The organism is Mitsuaria sp. 7 (assembly GCF_001653795.1).
In the GTDB taxonomy this organism is placed as follows: domain Bacteria; phylum Pseudomonadota; class Gammaproteobacteria; order Burkholderiales; family Burkholderiaceae_C; genus Roseateles.
Genome location: NZ_CP011514.1, coordinates 5,272,832 through 5,294,799, shown reverse-complemented (window position 1 = coordinate 5,294,799; position 21,968 = coordinate 5,272,832). Strand labels below are relative to the sequence as shown.

Sequence of the window (21,968 nt, the reverse complement as noted above, 5' to 3'; positions counted from 1 at the left end):
CCCCATGCATAAGGCAGGTAGTTTGCGCCTCGGACATGACCAAAGCCAAGCCCCTTGCGGCGTGGACGGGCCTCCCCGCGGGGCTGTCCCCCAACGCGCCGATGTGTGTGTGGAATGCGACGGAGGCCGGGCCGCGAGCCCTGCCGACGCCCGGTCTTGTCGCTTCCGGGGCTGCCCGGGGTGGGCGCCCAGTACCATCGCCGCCATGCTCACCGCGCTGGACCTGACCCTCATCTATCTGATCGCCGCCGTGCTGGGCGTGGTGGTCTGCCGCTCGTTGAAGCTGCCCCCGATCCTGGGCTATCTGGTGGTGGGCGTGGTGATCGGTCCGAACGCGCTGGCGCTCGCCAGCGACGTGCCCGGCGTGCAGCATCTGGCCGAGTTCGGCGTGGTGTTCCTGATGTTCGTGATCGGCCTGGAGTTCAACCTCCCGAAGCTGCACAGCATGCGGTCCATGGTGTTCGGACTCGGACTGCTGCAGGTGGTCGTGACGATCGGCGGGACGATGGCGGGCAATCTCTTCCTGCGCTGGCTGTTCGGGATGCTGGGCTGGGCCTGGGATCTCGGGTGGCAGGGATCGCTGGCGCTCGGGGCGGCGATGGCGATGAGCTCCACGGCCATCGTCGTGAAGCTGATGTCCGAACGGCTGGAGCTGGAAAGCGAACACGGCCGGCGCGTGATCGGCGTGCTGCTGTTCCAGGATCTGGCCGTCGTGCCGCTGCTGGTGCTGATCCCGGCGCTGGGCGGCAGCGGCGCCGAGATGATCGAATCGCTCGGCTGGGCCGCCCTCAAGGCGGTGGTGCTGCTGGTGCTGCTGCTCACCGGCGGCCAGCACCTGATGCGCCGCTGGCTGACGCTGGTGGCGCGGCGCAAGAGCCAGGAGCTCTTCATGCTGAACCTGCTGCTGGTCACGCTGGGCCTGGCCTGGCTGACCGAGCATGCGGGACTGTCGCTGGCGCTGGGCGCGTTCGTGGCCGGCATGCTGATCGCGGAGACCGAATACAAGCATCAGGTGGAGCTGGACATCCGGCCTTTCCACGACGTGCTGCTCGGGCTCTTCTTCATCACCATCGGCATGCGGCTGGACTGGCAGACGCTGGTCTACCAGTGGCCGCTGGTGATCATCCTGACGCTGGTGCCGACACTGGCCAAGTTCGTGCTGGTGGCGGGGCTGGCCAAGCTGTTCCAGGCGCCGACAGGCGTCGCGCTGCGCACGGGGCTGTATCTCGCGCAGGCGGGAGAGTTCGGCTTCGTGCTGCTGACGCTGGGCGCGCAGCAGAACCTGATCGCCGCGCAGTGGGTCAGCCCGGTGCTGGCGGCGATGGTGCTGTCGATGCTGCTGACGCCGATCATCATCGAGCACAGCAACCGCATCGTCATGAAGCTGTCCGCGAGCGACTGGCTGCTGCAGTCGGTGCAGCTGACGACGATCGCCAAGAAGTCGATCAAGACGGATGCGCACGTGATCATCTGCGGCTACGGCCGCAGCGGGCAGAACCTGGCGACGCTGCTGGAGACGGAGCACATCCCGTACATGGCGCTGGACCTGGATCCGGACCGCGTGCGGCAGGCGGCCGCGGCGGGCAAGAGCGTCGTGTTCGGCGACGCGGCGCGACTGCCCAGCCTGATCGCCGCCGGCCTGACGCGCGCGAGCGCGGTGGTGATCTCGTATCACGACACGGCCTCGGCGCTGAAGGTGCTGCATGAAGTGCGGGGGCATGCGCCGCACGTGCCGGTGGTCGTCCGCACGATCGACGACACCGACCTGGAGAAGCTGCGCGCCGCCGGCGCGACCGAGGTGGTGCCGGAAGCGATCGAAGGCTCGCTGATGCTCGCCAGCCATGCGCTCGCGCTCGTCGGCGTGCCGATGCGCCGGGTGCTGCGCATCGCGCGCGACGCGCGGGATCGCCGCTACGGGCTGCTGCGAGGCTACTTCCACGGCGCCGATGATGACACCTCCGAAGAGCGCGATCAGGCCCGGCTCCAGTCCATCAGCCTGCCGATGGCCAGCGTCCTCGAAGGACGCACGCTCGGCGAGATCGGGTTGCTGGCCTGGGGCGTCAGCGTGGTGTCGGTGCGTCGACCGAATGGCGCGGTGAAGGACGCCAGCGACGACCTGGTGCTCCAGGGCGGCGACACGCTCGTCGTGTCAGGGACGCCCGAAGCCCTCGCGCGCGCTGAACACGGGTTGTTGGTGGGCTGAAAACCGCCTACCTGCTTGGGCCTGGGCGTTGGCCGCCATGTCATGGGGCCCCGGCGGCAAGCGCCGAAACCCCACGACATGCCGTCCCCGATCGCAACCGTACTTCGACGGTTTTGCTACCGAGGACTCCGGAGGAGGGCAATCTGTCGCTCGCCGAGCGCTTCGGACATCACGCCCGGCATCAGCAGCCGCGAGCCCTCGTGACTCAGGTGACCCTGGTCCCTGTAGAGCGGCACGCCATCGCGCTCGACCTGGCACGTCGTACCGTCGCACAGCAAGGGCTCGAAACGCAGCACCGGCAGGCGCACGTCCGACTTCGCCAGATCGGTGATGAATCGGCGCTCGGCGGCACGGCGACGTTCGTCGTCACGCTCGTCGATCACGCAACCCGGGGTCGCACCGATCGTCCAGCGATGCGCCTGACGACGCTCAAGACATCCCGCAATGTCGAACGGCGCCGAGGGCGGCGGCGCCACCACCATCACCCGCTTGCCCATCGCGCGTAGCCGCTTCACGGTCGCCGTCATGTCGTCCAGCAGCGCAGCACGCATCGCGGCCTCGCCTCTCAGGCGCCCATCGCCACGCGTGCGCTGGAGCTCATACTTCGATTCGTCCAGATACTGCGTCAGCAAGCTGGACAGGACCACGGTGTCGATCTCCGGATGCCGCTCCAGCCAACGCAGCACCGACGCGTTGAAGGCCTGGCATTGCTCGATCCACGGTGAGGCGAAGCTGTTGCCCCGGCCGAGTTCCGGCCGCACCGGCGTCAGGCCGGGGAAGGGTCCGCACGAGGACTTCGTCGCCTGCACCAGACCTTGATCGCTGGCCACGCGGACAAGACCCGGCACCAGATGCATCGCATAGGAGTCGCCCCACACCATCCATCGCGCGCCCGGACGGGTGCGGCACTCCTCGCGACCGTCGAAGGGCTCCTCGGCATCGCAGTTGGCGGACAGTCCGTAGTTGGCCTTGCGCAGCTCGACGAAATCGATCGAGCCCGGCGCGGGCTTGTGCAGCGCCAGCATGATGCCGCCGAGCGCGAGCACTGCCGTGCCTGTGCCCAGGATCCATGCGCCACGTCGACCGGTGAGCAGCGCCTTGGCGGGCCGTTCAACCGCGCGATGCAGCCCCCACGCCAAGGGGAACGCGAGCAGTACCGCGCCGATGCGCCATCCCATCAACGCATGCGGATCCGCCTTCAGTCCGACCCACGCGTTGTGCAGGATCGCGATCAGCGGCCAGTGCACGAGATACAGCGCATAGGACCAGTCGCCGATGCGGATCAGCGGAGCGGCCACACGCGGAAGGCTCGCAGGCTCGCGCAGCAGGAGGACCAGCGTCGCGAGTCCGACGACCAGCGCGGCGGGTCCGGGATGCGCCGTACCGAACCACTGCGGTGCCATCGGAACAACGAGGATCAGCGCCCACGCCGGCCATGCGAGCCACCGCAACGTCCGCTGCCACGAGGGCACGCCTCGCACCGGGTCCGAACCCGCCCCCGCGTTGCTGATCAACGCACCGATCGATCCGAGGCCCAGTTCCCATGCGCGCGTCGGCAGCAGGTAGAACGCACCGCTGGCATCGAGGGGCTGCCACCACATCAGCAGTGCGAGGCTGGCCGCGGCGACGAGGACGACAACGCCGATCCGCAGCCGCGCCGGACTGAAGACCAGCAGCGCGGGCAGCACGAGGTAGTACTGCTCCTCCAGCGCCAGGGACCAGAAATGCAGCAGCGGCTTGAGGTCGGACGCGCCCTGGAAGTAGCCCGTCTGCCGCCAGAGAACGACGTTGTTCGCGAAGCCCAGAGCGCCGAGCAGCTGGCCGACGAAGTCGATCTGCTCGCTGCGGTTGAGCGCCCACGGCGCCGCGAGCAAGGTCGCGCCGAGCACGACGTACGCGGCCGGCAACAGCCGACGCGCTCGGCGGCTGTAGAAGGCGCGGAAGGTGAAGTCACCCCGCTGCAGCGCGCGCTGGATCAGCCCGGTGATCAGGTAGCCGGAGATGACGAAGAAGATGTCGACGCCGAGGTAGCCGCCCGATGCGCCAGGGAGCTGCGCGTGATACAGCAGCACCCACGACACGGCGATCGCGCGCAAGGCCTGGATGTCGTCGCGCAGCGGGACCTCGCCGGCCGCATGCGGGCCGTGAGGGCGATGGAAAGGCATCGGGGAAGGGCTTGTCACCAAGGCGTCAGAAGGGCGGCGGGAGGAAGAGCATTCGAGATGCCGCATCGTGCGGCGGGCGAATTGTGGCCCGGCTCCGGGTTGCCGCCTGCGTGACAGTGCGCCCCTTGCCGTTGCGCCACACTGCCTGCCATGTTGGACACCCAGCCCCGCAGCCCGCAACGCCGTCGCATCTACCTGATGCGCCATGGCGCGGTGACCTACTTCGACGGATCGACCGGTCGTCCGGTGCTGCCCGAGCAGGTGCGGCTCAACGACGACGGCATCGCCCAGGCACAGGCCGCCGGCGATGCCTTCCGCGCCGCGGGCGTGCGCTTCGATCGCGCGATCGTCTCGGGCCTGCCGCGCACCGTCGAGACTGCGGACCTGGTGCTGCGCCATTCTGGCCAGACCGACCTGAAGCCGCAGACCTGGCCCGAGTGGCAGGAAATCCGCGGCGGACGTCTCGGCGAGATTCCGAACGAGGACTTGGCGCAGGCCTTCAACGGCCTGCAGCGCAGCCCGGTCGCCGAGTCGCAGCGCTTCCTCAACGGCGAGAGCGTCGGCGAGCTGCTAGACCGCGTCCTGGGCGGCATCGAGCGCCTGCAGGCCGATCCTGACTGGGACTGCGCGCTGCTGGTGCTGCACGGCGTCGTCAACGCCGCGATCCTCTCGCACGCCGTGACCGGCGGCCAGCGCGTGATGCTGGGCAGCTGGGTCCAGTCGCCGGCCTGCATCAACGTGCTGGACGTCGCGCCGCCGACCGGGGACACCCCCGGCAGCTGGCTGCTGCGCGTCTGCAATTTCGCCCCGTCGCATCCGCTGCATGCGGATGAGCGGGCCACCACGATGGAAGCGCTGTACGCGCAGTACCTCCGCTATCGCAGCCAACGCGGCTGAAGGACCTTCCCATGAACTTCGACTACAGCCCCAAGGTTGAACAGCTGCGCGAGCGCCTGCTCGCGTTCTTCGACGAGCACATCTATCCCAACGAGAAGCGCTACCACGAGGAGATCGACGCCAACCGCCGCGGCGGCAATGCGTGGATCCCGACGAAGGTGATCGAGGAGCTCAAGCCCAAGGCCCGCGCCGCCGGCTTGTGGAACCTGTTCCTGCCGCGCTCGCCGCGCGCGCCGGAAGGCCTGTCCAACCTCGAGTACGCGCCGCTGTGCGAGATCATGGGCCGCGTGTACTGGGCGCCGGAGGTCTTCAACTGCTCGGCGCCGGACACCGGCAACATGGAGACGATCGAGCGCTACGGCAGCGAGGCCCACAAGGACCGCTGGCTGGAGCCGCTGCTGCGCGGCGAGATCCGCTCCGCCTTCCTGATGACGGAGCCGGACGTGGCCTCGTCGGATGCGACCAACATCCAGTGCCGCATCGATCGCGACGGCGACGAGTACGTCATCAACGGCACGAAGTGGTGGTCCTCGGGCGCCGGCGATCCGCGCTGCGCGCTGTACATCGTGATGGGCAAGACGAATCCCGACGCGGGCCGCCATGAGCAGCAGTCGATGGTGCTGGTGCCGGCGAATACGCCGGGCCTCACGATCAAGCGCCACCTCAGCGTCTTCGGCTACGACGACGCGCCGCACGGCCACATGGAGATCGAGCTGAAGAACGTGCGCGTGCCGGTGGACCACATCCTGCTGGGCGAGGGTCGCGGCTTCGAGATCGCGCAGGGTCGCCTCGGCCCGGGCCGCATCCACCATTGCATGCGCTCGATCGGCGCGGCGGAGCGCGCGCTGGAGCTGATGTGCAAGCGGGCGATCTCGCGCGTGGCCTTCGGCAAGACGATCGCGCAGCAGACGGTCACGCAGGAACGCATCGCCGAGGCGCGCTGCAGCATCGAGCAGGCCCGGCTGCTGACACTGAAGGCGGCCTACATGATGGACACCGTCGGCAACAAGGTCGCGAAGGCCGAGATCGCGATGATCAAGATCGTCGCGCCCAGCATGGCGCTGAAGGTCATCGACTGGGCGATGCAGGTCCACGGCGGCATGGGCGTCAGCGACGACACGCCGCTGGCCTACATGTGGGCGGGCCAGCGCACGCTGCGCTTCGCGGACGGTCCGGACGAGGTGCATCGCAACTCCCTGGCCAAGCTGGAGCTCGCCCGCCACATGACCCTGCCGGGCGCCGGCGACATGCCGATCACCCGCGGCGGCTGAGCCTGCCGTACACCGTCACGCACAAAGCGTGGCATCACACCAACGGGGGGACGTCGCAGGAACCTGCTTCTCCCCCCGGAGAGCGGTTTCCATTGAGGAGCCCGGTGGCTAGGATCAGCCACCCTTTTTTCCGGACGCCCTCCCGGGCGCCGCTCCCGCGATGAACCGATTCGCCGAAGTCCGCACCTGGCCGCTGCTCGCGTTCGCGCTGCTGGTCGGTCTGCAGGCCATCGTGCTGACGGTCAGCCTGGGCGGCATGGCGGTGGACGGCTGGCTGGCCTGGCTGGGCATGGCCTCGCTGGTCCTGACGGTGGTGCTGGCGGTCGCGGTGGTGTCGACGCTGGCCCGCACGCAGGCCAAGGCGAAGCTGGCGCAACGCACGATGGAGGAAGCCATCGACGCGCTGCCGGCCAGCGTGGAGATCTTCGACGCCGAGGACCGGCTGATCGCCTACAACAAGCGGCTGGTCGAGATCTATCCGCACATGCTGCGGCACTTCCAGCACAAGTGCACCTTCGAGGACCTCGTGCGCGAGTCGCTCGCGCGCGGCGGCATTCCCGAAGCCCGGGGACGCGAGCCCGAGTGGCTGGAAGAGCGCAAGCAGGCGCGCGGCCAGCAGATGTCACCGCTGCTGCAGCGCGTGCACGACGACATGTGGCTGCGCATCTACGAATCGCGCACGCCGTCGGGCGGCATCGTCGGCGTGCGCATGGACGTGACGGACCTGATCCACGAGCAGCAGCGGCTGGCGGCCAGCCGGGCACAGTTGCGGGCGACGATCGAATCGGCGGCCAACGGGATCCTGACGCTCGATTCGGGTGGCCACGTGCTGGAGGCCAATCCGAGCTGCGAGTTGCTGTTCGGCTTCACCGCGGCGGAGCTGCAGGGCGTGCACATCGGCATGCTGCTGGGTGCGGGGACCGCGACGGCGCCAGAGCCCGGCGCGACACCGGATGCGACGCTGGACCCGCGTGCGCTGCTGGGCCAGCCGCGCGAGTTCACGGCGCGGCATCGCAGCGGTGAGGCCTTGCATCTGCAACTGGCGCTCGCCGAGGTGCGCACCGACACGATCCACCTGTACGTCTGCATCGTCACCGACCTCACCGAGCGCAAGCGCCAGGAGGAGCGGCTGCGTCGCGCGAACGAACTGCTCGCGCGGCAGTCGACGACGGACGGCCTGACGGGCGTGGGCAACCGGCGGCTCTTCGACCAGCTGCTGCAGACGGAATGGCAACGTGCCAATCGCGCCAACCGGCCGCTGGCCTTGCTGATGGTCGACATCGACCACTTCAAGCAATACAACGACGCCTATGGCCATGTCTCCGGCGACGACTGCCTGCGCCGCGTCGCGACGCTGCTGCGCAGCTGTGCAGGCCGGGGCGGCGAGTCGGTCTGCCGCTACGGTGGCGAAGAGTTCGCGGTGCTGCTGGTCGACACCGACCTGGCCGGCGCGCAAGTGGTGGCGCAGCGCTGCCTGGACAGCGTGAGGCTGGCCGCGATCGAGCACGTGGGCTCGCCCGTGAGACGCTCGGTGAGCCTGTCGATCGGCGTGGCGTCCTTCATTCCCCAGACCGGCGACGCGGCACAGCGCCTGATCCAGACCGCGGATGCGGCCCTCTACGAGGCCAAGCAGGCCGGCAGGGCACGGCTGATCTGCCAGCAGCAGACGGCCTGAACCTGCCGAAGGCCGGCGGCGCGACAATCGCGCCCATGCCGAACGCCGACCCCACCCAGGATCTGTTCACCCAGGATCCGATCGCCTTCCTGAAGCACCAGATCCGCACCGTGCCGGACTGGCCTTCGGCGGGCGTGCAGTTCCGCGACATCACGCCGCTGCTCTCGAATCCACGGGCCTTCCGCGTGTTGATCGACCAGTTCGTGCATCGCTACTTCGACGCCCGCCCCGACGCAGTCGCAGGCTTGGACGCGCGCGGGTTCATCATCGGATCGGTGCTCGCGTACGAACTGAACGTCGGCTTCGTGCCGATCCGCAAGAAGGGCAAGCTGCCCTTCACGACCGTGCAGGAGACCTATGAGCTGGAGTACGGCAGCGCCACGGTGGAGATGCACACCGATGCGGTGAAGGCGGGCGATCGTGTGCTGCTCATCGACGACCTGATCGCGACCGGCGGCACGATGATGGCCGGCAAGCGCCTGCTGGAGCGCCTCGGCGCGGAGGTCATCGAAGGCGCGGCGATCGTGGACCTGCCGGAGCTGGGCGGCTCGCAGCGCCTGCGCGACGGCGGATTGAAGGTGTTCTCGCTGGTCGGCTTCGAAGGGCACTGAGCCCGGGTCACTTCCCGATGCAGAACCTGCTGAAGATCTCCCCCAGCAGGTCGTCGGCGGTGAACGCGCCGGTGATCTCGCCGAGCGCGTCATGCGCGAGGCGCAATTCCTCCGCCATCAGATCCAGCGCCGGCGGTTGTGCCTCGGCCTGAAGCAAGGCCAGCTCGATATGCTCGCGCGTCCGGCGCAGCGCCTGCACGTGGCGCTCACGGGCGATGAAGAGGCCCTCCGGCACCGCGTGCCAGCCGACCTGCTCCAGCAGCTTGCGCCGCAGCCCGTCCAAACCCTCGCCGGTCTTCGCCGACAGCGTCAGCGCGCCCGCAGGCAGCGACGCCGGCGCGTGCGCATCGGCCTTGTTGTAGATCTGCAGGATCCGCGCGGGATCGACGCTGGCGAGACGCCCGCGGATCTCGGCGTCCTCGGACTCGTAGTCCGCATGGCCGACGCGCGTCAGGTCGTGCAGGAACAGCACCACGTCCGCATCCGCGATCGCATCCCAGCTGCGCGCCACGCCGATGCGTTCGACCTCGTCCTGGGTATCGCGCAGGCCCGCCGTGTCGCTGATGTGCAGCGGCACGCCCTCGATCTGGATCGTCTGGCTCAGCTTGTCCCGCGTCGTGCCGGGAATCGCCGTCACGATCGCCAGCTCGGCGCCGGCCAGCGCATTCAGCAGCGAGCTCTTGCCCACGTTCGGCTGCCCCGCCAGCACGACCTTGATGCCCTCGCGCAGGATGGCGCCCTGCCGGCTGCGGTCGAGCAGGGCCTCCACACGCACCAGCAATCGCCGCAGCTTGCCCAGCGCATCGGCCTGCTCGAGGAAGTCGATCTCTTCCTCGGGGAAGTCCAAGGTCGCCTCGACGAGCATGCGCAACTGGATCAATCCATCGCGCAAGCCGCCGACCTCGCTGCTCAACGCGCCCGCCAACGCCCGGCCTGCGCTGCGGGCCGCGGCTTCCGTGCTCGCGTCGATCAGGTCGGCCACCGCCTCGGCCTGCGCCAGGTCCAGCTTGCCGTTGAGGAACGCGCGTCGCGTGAATTCACCGGGCTCCGCCAGGCGCATCCGCAATGCGGGATCGGCCTCCAGGCACCGCGCCAGCAGCAGTTGCAGCACCACCGGTCCGCCGTGGGCCTGCAGCTCCAGCACATGCTCGCCGGTGTACGAATGCGGCGCCGGGAACAGCAGCGCCAGGCCGTGATCGATCGCCTCGCCCTGTGCGCTGCGGAACGGCAGGTAGGTCGCCTCGCGCGGCTTGAGCGCGCGGCCGCAGATCGCCGTCACCAGCGGGGTCAGGTCTTGAGGCGCGGACACCCGCACGATGCCGACCGCCCCTCTTCCGGGCGCGGTGGCGATGGCGGCGATGGGGTCCTGATGGCGCGACAGCATGGCGCCGATTGTCTCGCAGCGCCCATGAAAAACGGCGATGCGCCCTTGGGCGGCATCGCCGTTGTCGTGAATGGCGCGGGGTAGGCCTCGTCGCCGTCTCTCGTGAGCCGACGCCTGGCGCCTCCGGTTCTCCACCACCTCAAGCCGGGTGGAGAAGCGACCCCCGCATGCATCCCATTAAGCGCCCGCAAACGGGCGAAAAAAAACCCCCGGTGTGCGGGGGCTCGGGGCTGCGCGTGAGGAATTGCCGAACCCCTCCCGCGACGGTCTCCCTTATTTCTTCACGGCCGCTCCGCCGATCTGCTTGTTGATCATCCATTGCTGGGCGATCGACAGGATGTTGTTCACCAGCCAGTACAGCACCAGGCCCGACGGGAAGAAGAAGAACATGACGCTGAAGGCCAGCGGCATGATCCACATCATCTTGGCCTGCACCGGGTCGGCCGGCTGCGGGTTCAGCCACACCTGCAGCAGGCTGGACGCCGTCATCAGCAGCGGCAGCGGGCCGATGGGCGCGCCGAACAGATGACCGAACAGGCTGTCCGGCTTGGACAGGTCGTGGATCCACATCACCCACGGGGCGCCGCGCATCTCGACGCTCGACAGCAGCACCCAGTACAGCGCGATGAAGAAGGGCATCTGCAGGAAGATCGGCAGGCAGCTGCCCAGCGGATTGATCTTCTCTTCCTTGTAGATGCGCATCATCTCCTGCTGCATCTGCTGCGGCTTGTCCTTCATGCGCTCGCGCATTTCCTGGATGCGCGGGTTCACGGCCTTCATCTTGGCCATGCTGCGGTACGCGCTGGCGTTCAGGCCGTAGAACGCGGCCTTCAGCATCACGACCAGCAGGATGATCGCCCAGCCCCAGTTGCCCAGCAGCGAGTGCAGGACGTCCAGCAGCCAGAACAGCGGCTTGGACAGGATCTTGAAGATGCCGTAGTCCTTCACCAGCTCCAGGCCGGGGGCCAGGACTTCCAGCTTCTTCTCTTCCTGCGGACCGACGTACAGCACGTCGTCCAGCTTGGCCGAAGCGCCGGGCGCGACCGTGGCGAAGTTCATCACCACGCCGGCGGTGTACAGGTTCTCGTTGAGCGAACGGACGTTGAACTCGCGCGGGCCCGCCTCGTTGCGGATCCAGGCGCTGACGAAGTAATGCTGGACCATCGCGACCCAGCCGTCTTCGGCGTTCTTCTCGTACTCGGCCTTGTTCTTCTTCAGGTCGTCGAAGGACAGCTTGTGGTACTTCGCCTTGTCCGTGTAGATCGCGGGACCCGAGAACGAGGTCGGCGCGAACGACGGGCCGGTGTGGTCGATGTGGCCGTCACGCACCAGCTGCAGGTACAGCTGAGGCGTCACCGCGGCGGCGCCCGTATTGGTCACCTCGTGGTTCACCGCGATGGCGTAGTCGCCGCGCTTGAAGGTGTAGGTCTTGGCCAGCTTCACGCCGCCCTGGTCGGCTTCCAGTCTCACGGTCAGCGTGTCCTGGCCGTCCTTGAGTTCGCGCGGGCCGTCGACCAGCGTCAGCACGGTCTGGTCGCTGGGCGCGTTCGGCACGTTCAGCAGGCCGGAACGGGCGCTGTAGTTGCGGACCGGGTCCAGGACGACGACGTGGCCGCTCGGGTTGGTGTCGTCGGCGTGCTTGAGCAGCTCCACGCGCACCAGGCTGCCGCCACGGGTGTCGATCGTGGCCTTGACCACGTCGGTCGTGAAGGTGACCAGCTCGTTCTTGATCACGGCCGGGGCCGCGGCCGTCGCGCCGGCGGCGGAGGCGCCGGCGGCAGCCTGCAGCGCAGCGGCGGAAGCGGCCGATGCCGGGCCGGCCGGCGCGGTGGCGACCTTCGCCGGCGCCGGGTGGAACAGCGACGGCTGTCCGTTGTGCCGCTGCCAGCCGTCCCACAGAAGGACCAGCGACATCGTGAACACCACCCACAAGATGGTGCGGCGAATATCAGTCATGGGAAGCTTTTGGATTGGCGGTTGAAGAGGCTGCCCCCGGACGGCATCCGGACGGACGCAGCAATCGGGAGAACAGGCGGGGCGGATTGTCGGGCACGGGATCGTGTCCGCCCAGACAGAATGGGTTGCAACGCAGGATCCGTGCGGCCGCCAGATAGGTACCGGCGGCGGCGCCATGCTGACGCAGGGCGTCCATCGCGTAGCTGGAACAGCTCGGGCTGTAGCGGCAACCCGCGCGCAGCCAGGCACTGAACAGCAGCTGGTAGCCGCGCACCAGCCCCATCAGCAAACGTGTCGACAGGCCGGGGCGGGGATCCATGGTCGTTTTTCCGAACCGGGGTCCGGTCAGCCCGCCGCCGCCGACGCTGGCGGGCGCGCCAGCTTGCGGGTCAGCTGCAGCAGTTCCGCGCGCGCCACGGCGCGCAGCGCCTCCGAGGAGGCGCTGGGGAACTGCTTGCGATCGAAAGGCATGCGCAGCCGCACCACCCATAGCCCGGGCGGCAGTTCCGGCAGGTCGCCGAACACCGCACGGATCTGCCGCTTCAGCAGCGTCCGCGTCACGGCGCGCTTCGCATGCCGTTTGGGCACGACGTAGCCCAGCCAGGCCCTGTCGGGCGCGGCTGGAGCCGGAACTGCGGAAGTGGGCGCCACTGTCGCGGTTGGCGTTTCATCCACAGCTTGGGGATGAATCGGTGCATCACCTGTGGACAAGTCAGCCGTTCCTGTGGATGGACGGCGCTTGGGCAGCGAGGGGCTGTCGGCCAGGTGGTGCACGGCGAAGTGCGCGCTGCGCGCGCGGCTGGGCGTACCCAGCACGCGCTCGAAATCGGCCGATCGTACGACGCGGCCGATCACGGTGCTGACGAGGTCGTCTGGCGCTTCGCTCAGACGGCCAGGCGCTTGCGGCCCTTGGCGCGACGAGCAGCGATGACGGCCTTGCCGCCACGCGTCTTCATGCGGACCAGGAAGCCGTGGGTACGGGCGCGACGGGTCTTGGAGCCTTGATAAGTGCGTTTCATGTTCAACCTCTAGGAAATCTTGGTACTTCCCGCCGCCTCGCGCCAGATGCCTGTCGGCCTGTCTGGCTTGTTGCGCCGCGCACGGACATCGGGGGATGTCGGAAGCCGCTCGAAAAGCGGAGGCCCACGAAGCTACGTCCGGGCGTCCGGAAAACCCGCGATTACAGCAAAGATTTGCGTCAGGGTCAATCCGGATGCAAGTCGCCACGGGGATTACCTGCACTTGACCGGGGGAAAAAATCTGTGGATAACCCAGACTCCGCGGCCTCCGATCGGTACAATCGGGCCGCTCGAAGAATAAGTTTTCCACAATGAGCGCAGACTTGTCGGGTGCGGCCCTGTGGCAGCGCGGTTGCGAACGCCTGGCCGCCGAACTGCCTGAACAGCAATTCAATACCTGGATCCGGCCGCTGCCCCCCGCGGAGGTCGCCCAGCAGGACGAGAACGGCCACGAGGCCGTGCTGGTGTCGCTCCGCGTCCCCAACCGATTCAAGCTGGACTGGATCCGCAGCCAGTACGCCGGCCGGATCGAGGCCATCCTGACCGAGCTGGCCGGAAAGCCCGCGCGCCTCGAATTGTCGCTGGCGCCGCGCGAAGCGATCGCGCCGCTGCCCCGCACCTCGCCCTCCGGCATGACGATGGGCCAGGTGCTGCAACAGCATGGCCTGCGCGGCGGACCGGGCGCCGCACAGCCCGCCGTTGGCCAGACGTCGACCGGCGCCCGCCCCGCTTCCGTGGCCACGGCGCCTGCCGCGCCGGCCACGGCCGCCAGCTTGATCCAGGGCGCCGCGCCCAACGTCCCGGCCAACCTGCCGCCCAGCGCCACGCGCCACCGCATCAACACGAGCCTCACCTTCGACACGCTGGTGCCGGGTCGTGCCAACCAGATGGCGCGCACCGCCGCGCTGCACGTCGCCGGCGCGCCGGGGCAGATGTACAACCCGCTGTTCATCTACGGCGGCGTCGGCCTGGGCAAGACCCACCTGATCCACGCCGTCGGCAATGCGCTGCTGAAGGATCGCCCCGATGCCCGCGTGCTGTACCTGCATGCGGAGCAGTTCATCTCGGACGTGGTCAAGAACTACCAGCGCAAGACCTTCGACGAGCTCAAGGCCAAGTACCACTCGCTGGACCTGCTGCTGATCGACGACGTGCAATTCTTCGCCGGCAAGGACCGGACGCAGGAAGAGTTCTTCAATGCGTTCGAGGCGCTGCTGGCCAAGCGGGCGCACATCATCATGACGTCGGACACCTACCCCAAGGGCCTGGTGGACATCGACGAGCGCCTGACCAGCCGCTTCGACGCCGGCCTGACGGTGGCCATCGAGCCGCCCGAGCTGGAGATGCGCGTCGCGATCCTGATCAAGAAGGCCGACGCGGAGAACGCGCCGATGCCGGAGGACGTGGCCTTCTTCATCGCGAAGAACGTGCGCGCCAACGTGCGCGAGCTGGAGGGCGCCCTCCGCAAGGTACTGGCGTACAGCCGCTTCTCGCACAAGGAAATCAACATCCAGCTGGCGCGCGAGGCCCTCAAGGACCTGCTGTCGATCCAGAACCGGCAGATCTCGGTCGAGAACATCCAGAAGACCGTGGCCGACTTCTACAAGATCAAGGTCGCGGACATGTACTCGAAGAAGCGCCCGGCGAGCATCGCCCGCCCGCGCCAGATCGCGATGTACCTGGCCAAGGAACTGACGCAGAAGAGCCTGCCGGAGATCGGCGAGCTGTTCGGCGGCCGCGACCACACGACGGTGCTGCACGCGGTCCGCAAGATCGGCGGGGAGCGCCAGAAGAACACCGAGTTGAACCAGCAGTTGCACGTCCTGGAGCAAACGCTGAAGGGTTGAGAAAAAACGCCTTCGCCTTCAGCGAAAATGCCGCGTTCGCCCGTACAGCCAACAGTGGAGAGAGGTTGACATGATCGTGTTGAAAGACAGCCAGGACAAAGTGCTTGCCGCGCTGCAGGCCGTGTCCGGCATCGTGGAACGGCGCCACACGCTGCCCATCCTGGCCAACGTGCTGGTCCGCAAGCAGGGCCGGCAGGTCGAGCTCACCACGAGCGACCTGGAGATCCAGGTCCGCACCGCGGTCGAGTTCGACGGCGACGACGGCGACTTCTCCACGACCATCGGTGCGCGCAAGCTCATCGACATCCTGCGCTCGATGCCGTCGGACCAGACGGTGAGCCTGACGTCCAACCAGAGCAAGATGACGCTGCAGGGCGGCAAGAGCCGCTTCACGCTGCAGACGCTGCCGGCGGACGACTTCCCGCTGGTGCAGGAGGCGGCCGACTTCGGCCCCGCGTTCAGCGTGCCGCAGAAGACGCTGAAGGGCCTGATCAACCAGGTCCACTTCGCGATGGCGGTGCATGACATCCGCTACTACCTGAACGGCATCCTCTTCGTGGCCGAAGGCAAGATGCTGACGCTGGTCGCGACCGACGGCCACCGCCTGGCGCTGGCCCAGGCGGAGACCGACACCGAGATGCCCAAGCAGGAAGTCATCCTGCCGCGCAAGACGGTGCTGGAGCTGATGCGCCTGCTGAAGGACGGCGGCAAGGGCGACGACGAGAGCGCGCCCATCGAGATGCGCTTCGCCGGCAACCAGGCCAAGTTCAGCTTCAGCGGCATGGAGTTCGTGACCAAGCTGGTCGAGGGCAAGTTCCCCGACTACAACCGCGTCATCCCGAAGAACCACCGCTTCCACGTGCTGATCGGCCGCCAGCCGCTGCTGGCCGCGCTGCAGCGCGCGGCGATCCTGACCAGCGAGAAGTTCAAGGCGGTGCGCCTGTCCTTCGACCCGGGCCTGCTGTCGATCGCGTCGAGCAACGCCGAGCAGGAAGAAGCCAAGGAAGAGCTCGAGATCGACTACGGCGGCGACCAGATCGAGACCGGCTTCAACGTCACCTACCTGATGGACGTGCTGGCCAACATGTCGCAGGACATGGTGCGCGTGGACCTGAACGACAGCTCGTCGAGCGCCTTGCTCAGCATCCCCGAACACGCCGGCTTCAAGTACGTCGTGATGCCGATGAGGATCTGAGGTCGCGCCACGGCCTTCGCTCCTCGGAGCGGGAACGTGGCGCACCCCCAGCCCCCGCCAGGCGGGGGCTCCAGCTAGACAGTCAAACGGCCGCAGGGCGGCCTGGAACACCCACTGATGACCGATAACAGCACTCCTGAGAACACCCCGACGCCTGTGCCGCAGAACGACGGCGCGGGGTACGGCGAGTCCAGCATCCAGATCCTGGAAGGCCTGGAGGCGGTGCGCAAGCGCCCCGGCATGTACATCGGCGACACCTCGGACGGCACGGGTCTGCATCACCTGGTGTTCGAGGTCGTCGACAACTCGATCGACGAGGCGCTGGCCGGCTACTGCGACGACATCGTCATCACGATCCACACGGACAACTCGATCTCCGTCATCGACAACGGCCGGGGCATCCCGACCGGCGTGAAGATGGACGACAAGCACGAGCCCAAGCGCTCGGCGGCCGAGATCGCGCTGACGGAACTGCACGCGGGCGGCAAGTTCAACCAGAACAGCTACAAGGTCTCGGGCGGCCTGCACGGCGTGGGCGTGTCCTGCGTGAATGCGCTGTCCAAGACGCTGCGCCTGATCGTGCGCCGCGAGGGCAAGGTCCATCAGCTGGAGTTCAAGAAGGGCTTCCCGCAGGACCGCGTGATCGAGGTCCGCGACGGCTTCGAGACCAGCCCGATGAAGATCGTCGGCGAGACCGACAAGCGCGGCACCGAGGTGCACTTCCTGCCGGACACGGAGATCTTCACGCAGAACTCCGAGTTCCATTACGACATCCTGGCCAAGCGCCTGCGCGAGCTCTCGTTCCTGAACAACGGCGTGAAGATCCGCCTGGTCGACGAGCGCAACAACAAGGAAGACAACTTCGCCTTCGCGGGCGGCGTGCGCGGCTTCGTCGAGTTCATCAACAAGGGCAAGACCCCGCTGAATCCGAACATCTTCCACGCGCAGGGCGACAAGCTGTCGGACCAGAACACCAACGTCGGTGTCGAGGTCTCGATGCAGTGGAACGACGGCTTCAACGAAAGCGTCCTCTGCTTCACCAACAACATCCCCCAGCGCGACGGCGGCACCCATCTGACGGGTCTGCGCGCGGCGATGACGCGGGTGATCAACAAGTACATCGAGGACAACGAGCTGGCCAAGAAGGCCAAGGTCGACGTCACCGGCGACGACATGCGCGAAGGCCTGGCCTGCGTGATCAGCATCAAGGTGCCGGAGCCGAAGTTCAGCTCGCAGACCAAGGACAAGCTGGTGTCGAGCGAAGTGCGCGGCCCGGTGGAAGACGTGGTGGCGAGCAAGCTGACGGACTGGCTGCTGGAGAACCCGGTCGACGCCAAGATCATCTGCGGCAAGATCGTCGAGGCGGCGCGTGCGCGTGAAGCGGCCCGCAAGGCGCGCGAGATGACGCGCCGCAAGGGCGTGCTGGACGGCATGGGCCTGCCGGGCAAGCTGGCGGACTGCCAGGAGAAGGATCCCGCGCTGTGCGAGATCTACATCGTGGAGGGCGACTCCGCCGGCGGCTCCGCCAAGCAGGGTCGCGACCGGAAGTTCCAGGCGATCCTGCCGCTGCGCGGCAAGATCCTGAACGTCGAGAAGGCGCGCTACGAGAAGCTGCTGACCAGCAATGAAATCATCACGCTGATCACCGCGCTGGGCACCGGCATCGGGCGCGGCGCGGGCAGCGACGACTTCAACCCCGAGAAGCTCCGCTACCACCGCATCATCATCATGACCGACGCGGACGTGGACGGTGCGCACATCCGGACGCTGCTGCTGACCTTCTTCTACCGGCAGATGCCGGAGCTGGTGGAGCGCGGCCACATCTACATCGCGCAGCCGCCGCTGTACAAGGTCAAGGTCGGCAAGCACGAGCAGTACCTGAAGGACGGCCACGAGCTGGACGGCTTCCTGCTGAAGGTCGCACTGAACGACGCGGAGCTGCACACGTCCGGCGTGGGCACGGGCCCGGTGCTCAAGGGCGAGCCGCTCGAGACGATGGCGCGCCAGTACGTGGCCGCGCAGAACGTGATCGAGCGCCTGTCGGCCTGGATGGACGGCGAGGCGCTGCATCTGCTCGCGTCGGGTCTGGCGCTCAACCTGGACACGAAGGAAGCGGCGGACATCTCGGCGACGGCGCTGCAGGTCGCGCTGCACGACGCGGTGGTGCATGCGGAGGTCGATCCGCGCACCGACAAGCAGTTCCTGCGCATCAGCCGCCGTCACCACGGCAACGTGCGGTCGAGCATCATCACGACGGACTTCGTGCACGGCGCTGACTATGAAGTCCTGGCCGAGGCCGGCAAGACCTTCAAGGGTCTGGTGGGCGAGGAAGCGGTGATCCGCAAGGGCGAGGGCGAGAAAGCCAAGGAAAGCAAGGTCGCGGACTTCCGCGCCGCAATGGCCTGGCTGATGACGCAGGCCGAGTCCAGCGTCGGCCGCCAGCGCTACAAGGGCCTGGGCGAGATGAACCCCGCGCAGCTGTGGGAAACGACGATGGACCCGACGGTCCGCCGCCTGCTGCGCGTGCAGATCGAGGACGCGATCGAAGCCGACCGCGTGTTCACGATGCTGATGGGCGACGAGGTGGAACCGCGCCGCGAGTTCATCGAGCAGAACGCGCTGCGGGCCGCGAATATCGACGTGTGATGTCCTCGCTCAGCATTGGCCGGCCGACACAATTCGATCGGAATTGAAGCGGAGTGCTGCTGATGGCGAACCGCGGGACCCAGTATTCGCTGTTTGAGTCGGCGGAGCCCATCGCGTTGGAGACGCCACCCGTCGAGGGTGGCGAGCGGCGATTCAGCGATTTCGTGGTCTACGTCGACGAGAGCGGCGACCATTCGCTTGCCAGCATCGATGCCGGATATCCCGTCTTCGTTCTGGCGCTGTGCGTGTTTCATAAGCGGCACTACAGCGAAAAGATCATCCCCGCCATCGAGAAGCTCAAGTTCAACTACTTCGGCCATGACAGCGTCGTGCTGCATGAGACCGACATCCGCAAGCAAAGAGGCGACTTTGCGCTGCTGAGCCACCTGCCGCGCCGGAAGGAATTCCTCGCTTGGCTCTCGGACATCATGGTGAAGAGCAACTTCATCCTGATCGCCTGCGTGGTCGACAAAACCCGGTTGAATCGAAGCGACGGCGAGGCCACCAATCCGTATCACATCGCCCTTGACGTCTGTCTCCAGCGCCTGAATGACTTTCTGACGGAGAAGGGCCAGCAGGATCTGCAGACCCACGTGATCGTCGAATGCAGAGGCAAGAAGGAAGATCGCGAGCTTGAACTCGAGTTCAGGCGCATCTGTGACGGGAAGGATGGTCAGGAACGCCAACTCCCTTTCCACGTCGTATTCGCCGACAAGAAGACCAACCTTGCAGGACTTCAATTGGCCGACTTGGTAGCGCGGCCCGTTGGGCTCAACTACATCCGGCCAACCCAGTCGAATCAGGCGTTCGATGTGTTGAAGAAGAAGTTCTTCTGCGACGGCGGGCGCTCACGGGTGGGCGCCGGCTATGAAAACGTCGGGTTGGTTGTTTATCCGCCCCAAAAAGCGAAAAGCCCCGGTGAACCCACCGAGGCTGTAGCGCCGACCGGGAACCCCCAATCCACTTAGAGGCGGAGTGTAGCGTATTGCGAAACCCGTTATTAGGTAGCAACCCTCCTCAGCTCGTCGAAGCGAACCATTGAGGGTTGCTTAAAGGCTGCGCTAGCCCTCGATGAGTGAGGCCGCCAAACGTCTTGCAAGATGAACGCACGACTATCATCCGCAGCGCCATGGCGCGGGAGGAAGAGTCGCATGCCGCTTTACTTCATCGGTTTTCTGGCCATGCTTGGCGCGGCCTTGCTGCTCTATGTCGCCGCACTGGCAACGAGCGGGATCACGCGCAGACCTCCGCCGCTGATCATCGATGGGCGCGCCGCCGACGCCCTCCAAGCGGTGCATCTCGCGCTCGCCTGGTCGAGCGTTGGCGTCGGCTGGCTCCTCTACTTCAACGTCTACCGCCTCCATGTGGACATGGCCGCCGTCAGCGAGGTGGCGCTGCAGGCCTTCTCGCGGGGCTACACGCGTCGGCTGGCTGTTGTCGTCCTGCCATACGGCGCAGGCGCGCTGGCGGCCGCGCTCTCGCTCTGGGCAGCACCCGGCCGCTTCTCCCGCCGGGCGCTGTGGGGCATCGCGAGCTTGTGGGTGCTGTCTGTCGCCACGACGCCCTGGGCCGCCGGCGCGCAGGGCGACATGCAGGAGCACGGCTTCAGCGATGCCGCCTTCCAGCAACTGCAGATGGCTCACCTGGCCCGTACGCTGTGCCTCAGCGTGGCCGCTGTGTGGTCGCTGTGGCTGGGCTGGTACCCGCGGCGCGCCTCGACATGACCTCGGTCATGCGCGCCCCCTGTGAAGGGTTCAGAGACGCTCCGATAGCGCGGAAGCGCTCCGTAGACTGACCTCGTCGTCCTCCCCGGACATCCACGAAGCCCTCTGCATGCGCACCACCGCTTTCCGTTCCGCGACCCTTTCCGTGATCGCCCTGTCGCTCGGCCTGCTGGCCGTGGCCGTACCGGTCCAGGCCCAGTCGATCAGCGTGAAGCCCGGCCTGTGGGCGAGCGCGAGCGTCAACACGCTCAACGGCCGCAAGATGCCGACGATCTTCGACATCAAGGGCGCGCTGACCGCGCAGCAGAAGAGCAGCCTGTCCGCCGCCATGGCCAAGCTCGGCCTGCCCGCCGGCGGCAGCCCCCATCTCGACTGCCAGCAGTCCGCCGAGTTCGCGCTGCCCAAGCCGGAGAGCGTCGAGCAGTGCACCACGCAGCTCAAGCCCGCCGATGCCTCCAGCGGCACTTTCACCATGAGCTGCAAGAGCGAGATGGTCACCGGCACCGGTGTCGGCACCTACGAGGTCAAGGACAAGTCCACCGCCACGGTGAAGGTCTCGTTCAAGGGCTCGACCGTGCAAGGTCAGCCGTTGAGCTATGACTCCTCGTCCGTACACCAGTGGGTCGGCAGCGACTGCAGCTCGCCGCCGGCGGGTCTGGACCCCTCGCTGGCAGAACTGATGCGGTAGTCCGCGGATCGGGGGCGGGTCGTTGACGTATGATGATCATCATATTAAGCTCGGGACCCATGAACGCTTCTTCCTCCTCTTCCCGCTCCACCCGCAAGGAAGAATCCCGCGACCGCATCCTCGACGTTGCGTCGCGCACCGTCCGCCGCGCCGGCTTCGACGGCGTGGGCGTCGCGGATGTGATGAAGCAGGCCGGGCTGACGCACGGCGGCTTCTACGCCCACTTCGCATCCCGCGACGACCTGCTGTGCGCCGCCGCGCTGCGCGCGGGACAGGACAGCCGCGCGCTGCATCACAGTCATGCCGATCGGCTGGTGGCTGCCGGTGTGCCGCCTTTCCGCGCCCTGGTGGAGACCTATCTGCACGAGAGCGGCATCGACAACGTCGACTGCGGCTGCCCGGTCGCGGCGCTGGTCGCCGAGATGCCCCGTCAGTCGGACGCCGTCCGCGGCGAAGGCCACGGACTCCTGCTGGGCATGCAAGGCCTCGTGCTGGATGCGCTGGGCGAAGGGGCCTCGCCGGAGTCCGCCTGGCCGATCGCCGCAATGCTGATCGGCGCGCTCCAGATGGCCCGGGCCATCGGCGATCGCGAACAGGCGCTCACCATCCTCACCAGCACGAAGCGCTCGCTGCTGGATCAATACGCCGACGCCGCCGCTCGACCCTCCCGCCCAGCGCGCTGAGTCC

Annotated in this window: 18 protein-coding genes; 12 read left to right on the top strand and 6 right to left on the bottom strand. The window is 67.3% G+C overall.

The window, feature by feature from the left end; translation table 11 throughout:
• Nucleotides 1-205: 205 nt before the first annotated feature.
• Nucleotides 206-2,203 (top strand): monovalent cation:proton antiporter family protein, encoded by a 1,998-nt coding sequence (locus tag ABE85_RS23295; RefSeq protein WP_067280416.1) that lies wholly within the window; start codon nt 206-208, stop codon nt 2,201-2,203.
• Nucleotides 2,204-2,319: 116 nt separating this feature from the next.
• Here the strand turns inward: ABE85_RS23295 and ABE85_RS23290 are convergent, their stop codons facing one another.
• Nucleotides 2,320-4,368, bottom strand: a complete 2,049-nt coding sequence (locus ABE85_RS23290; protein ID WP_067280413.1) for an acyltransferase family protein — start codon at nt 4,366-4,368, stop codon at nt 2,320-2,322.
• Between the two features lie 150 nt (nt 4,369-4,518).
• On the opposite strand from ABE85_RS23290, the gene ABE85_RS23285 reads away from it, so the two are divergent.
• The 4 genes from ABE85_RS23285 to ABE85_RS23270 all read left to right on the top strand — a co-directional run bounded on the left by ABE85_RS23285 (nt 4,519) and on the right by ABE85_RS23270 (nt 8,822).
• A complete protein-coding gene (locus ABE85_RS23285) occupies nt 4,519-5,265 on the top strand; it encodes a histidine phosphatase family protein (protein WP_067280411.1) in 747 nt (248 codons plus the stop codon).
• Nucleotides 5,266-5,276: 11 nt separating this feature from the next.
• Complete coding sequence (locus ABE85_RS23280) at nt 5,277-6,536, top strand: acyl-CoA dehydrogenase family protein (protein ID WP_067280409.1); 1,260 nt, start codon at nt 5,277-5,279, stop codon at nt 6,534-6,536.
• Nucleotides 6,537-6,696: 160 nt separating this feature from the next.
• The gene (locus ABE85_RS23275; RefSeq protein ID WP_067280407.1) at nt 6,697-8,211 is read left to right on the top strand and encodes a diguanylate cyclase domain-containing protein; all 1,515 of its coding nucleotides are present in this window, start codon (nt 6,697-6,699) and stop codon (nt 8,209-8,211) included.
• A 35-nt stretch (nt 8,212-8,246) separates the two neighbouring features.
• Complete coding sequence (locus tag ABE85_RS23270; RefSeq protein ID WP_067280405.1) at nt 8,247-8,822, top strand: adenine phosphoribosyltransferase; 576 nt, start codon at nt 8,247-8,249, stop codon at nt 8,820-8,822.
• Between the two features lie 7 nt (nt 8,823-8,829).
• On the opposite strand, the gene mnmE is transcribed toward ABE85_RS23270, so the two are convergent.
• The 5 genes from mnmE to rpmH all read right to left on the bottom strand — a co-directional run bounded on the left by mnmE (nt 8,830) and on the right by rpmH (nt 13,181).
• Complete coding sequence (gene mnmE / locus ABE85_RS23265; protein ID WP_067280403.1) at nt 8,830-10,206, bottom strand: tRNA uridine-5-carboxymethylaminomethyl(34) synthesis GTPase MnmE; 1,377 nt, start codon at nt 10,204-10,206, stop codon at nt 8,830-8,832.
• A gap of 273 nt (nt 10,207-10,479) precedes the next feature.
• Complete coding sequence (gene yidC, locus ABE85_RS23260) at nt 10,480-12,162, bottom strand: membrane protein insertase YidC (RefSeq protein WP_067280401.1); 1,683 nt, start codon at nt 12,160-12,162, stop codon at nt 10,480-10,482.
• Entirely contained in the window at nt 12,155-12,481 is a 327-nt protein-coding gene (gene yidD, locus ABE85_RS27165; protein ID WP_082938882.1) for a membrane protein insertion efficiency factor YidD, read from the bottom strand. Before yidD ends, yidC begins: the two co-directional genes overlap by 8 nt.
• A gap of 26 nt (nt 12,482-12,507) precedes the next feature.
• A complete protein-coding gene (locus tag ABE85_RS28905; RefSeq protein WP_409072560.1) occupies nt 12,508-12,813 on the bottom strand; it encodes a ribonuclease P protein component in 306 nt (101 codons plus the stop codon).
• Between the two features lie 233 nt (nt 12,814-13,046).
• Nucleotides 13,047-13,181 carry a 50S ribosomal protein L34 gene (rpmH, locus tag ABE85_RS23250; protein ID WP_067065970.1) on the bottom strand — a complete coding sequence of 45 codons (135 nt, stop codon included), beginning with the start codon at nt 13,179-13,181 and terminating at the stop codon, nt 13,047-13,049.
• Between the two features lie 311 nt (nt 13,182-13,492).
• On the opposite strand from rpmH, the gene dnaA reads away from it, so the two are divergent.
• The 7 genes from dnaA (at nt 13,493) to ABE85_RS23215 (ending at nt 21,964) form a co-directional block, all read left to right on the top strand.
• A complete protein-coding gene (gene dnaA / locus ABE85_RS23245) occupies nt 13,493-15,028 on the top strand; it encodes a chromosomal replication initiator protein DnaA (RefSeq protein WP_067280397.1) in 1,536 nt (511 codons plus the stop codon).
• A 70-nt stretch (nt 15,029-15,098) separates the two neighbouring features.
• A complete protein-coding gene (gene dnaN / locus ABE85_RS23240; RefSeq protein ID WP_067280395.1) occupies nt 15,099-16,223 on the top strand; it encodes a DNA polymerase III subunit beta in 1,125 nt (374 codons plus the stop codon).
• 117 nt (nt 16,224-16,340) lie between these two features.
• Nucleotides 16,341-18,869, top strand: coding sequence for a DNA topoisomerase (ATP-hydrolyzing) subunit B (gyrB, locus tag ABE85_RS23235; RefSeq protein ID WP_067280394.1), 2,529 nt, complete (start codon nt 16,341-16,343; stop codon nt 18,867-18,869).
• A gap of 62 nt (nt 18,870-18,931) precedes the next feature.
• Nucleotides 18,932-19,837: a DUF3800 domain-containing protein gene (locus ABE85_RS23230; RefSeq protein ID WP_067283403.1), complete on the top strand. Its 906-nt coding sequence runs from the start codon at nt 18,932-18,934 to the stop codon at nt 19,835-19,837.
• 183 nt (nt 19,838-20,020) lie between these two features.
• Nucleotides 20,021-20,593 carry a hypothetical protein gene (locus ABE85_RS23225; RefSeq protein WP_067280391.1) on the top strand — a complete coding sequence of 191 codons (573 nt, stop codon included), beginning with the start codon at nt 20,021-20,023 and terminating at the stop codon, nt 20,591-20,593.
• 109 nt (nt 20,594-20,702) lie between these two features.
• Nucleotides 20,703-21,281, top strand: a complete 579-nt coding sequence (locus ABE85_RS23220) for a DUF3617 family protein (RefSeq protein WP_067280389.1) — start codon at nt 20,703-20,705, stop codon at nt 21,279-21,281.
• A gap of 59 nt (nt 21,282-21,340) precedes the next feature.
• The gene (locus ABE85_RS23215; protein WP_067280386.1) at nt 21,341-21,964 is read left to right on the top strand and encodes a TetR/AcrR family transcriptional regulator; all 624 of its coding nucleotides are present in this window, start codon (nt 21,341-21,343) and stop codon (nt 21,962-21,964) included.
• Nucleotides 21,965-21,968 lie beyond the last annotated feature (4 nt).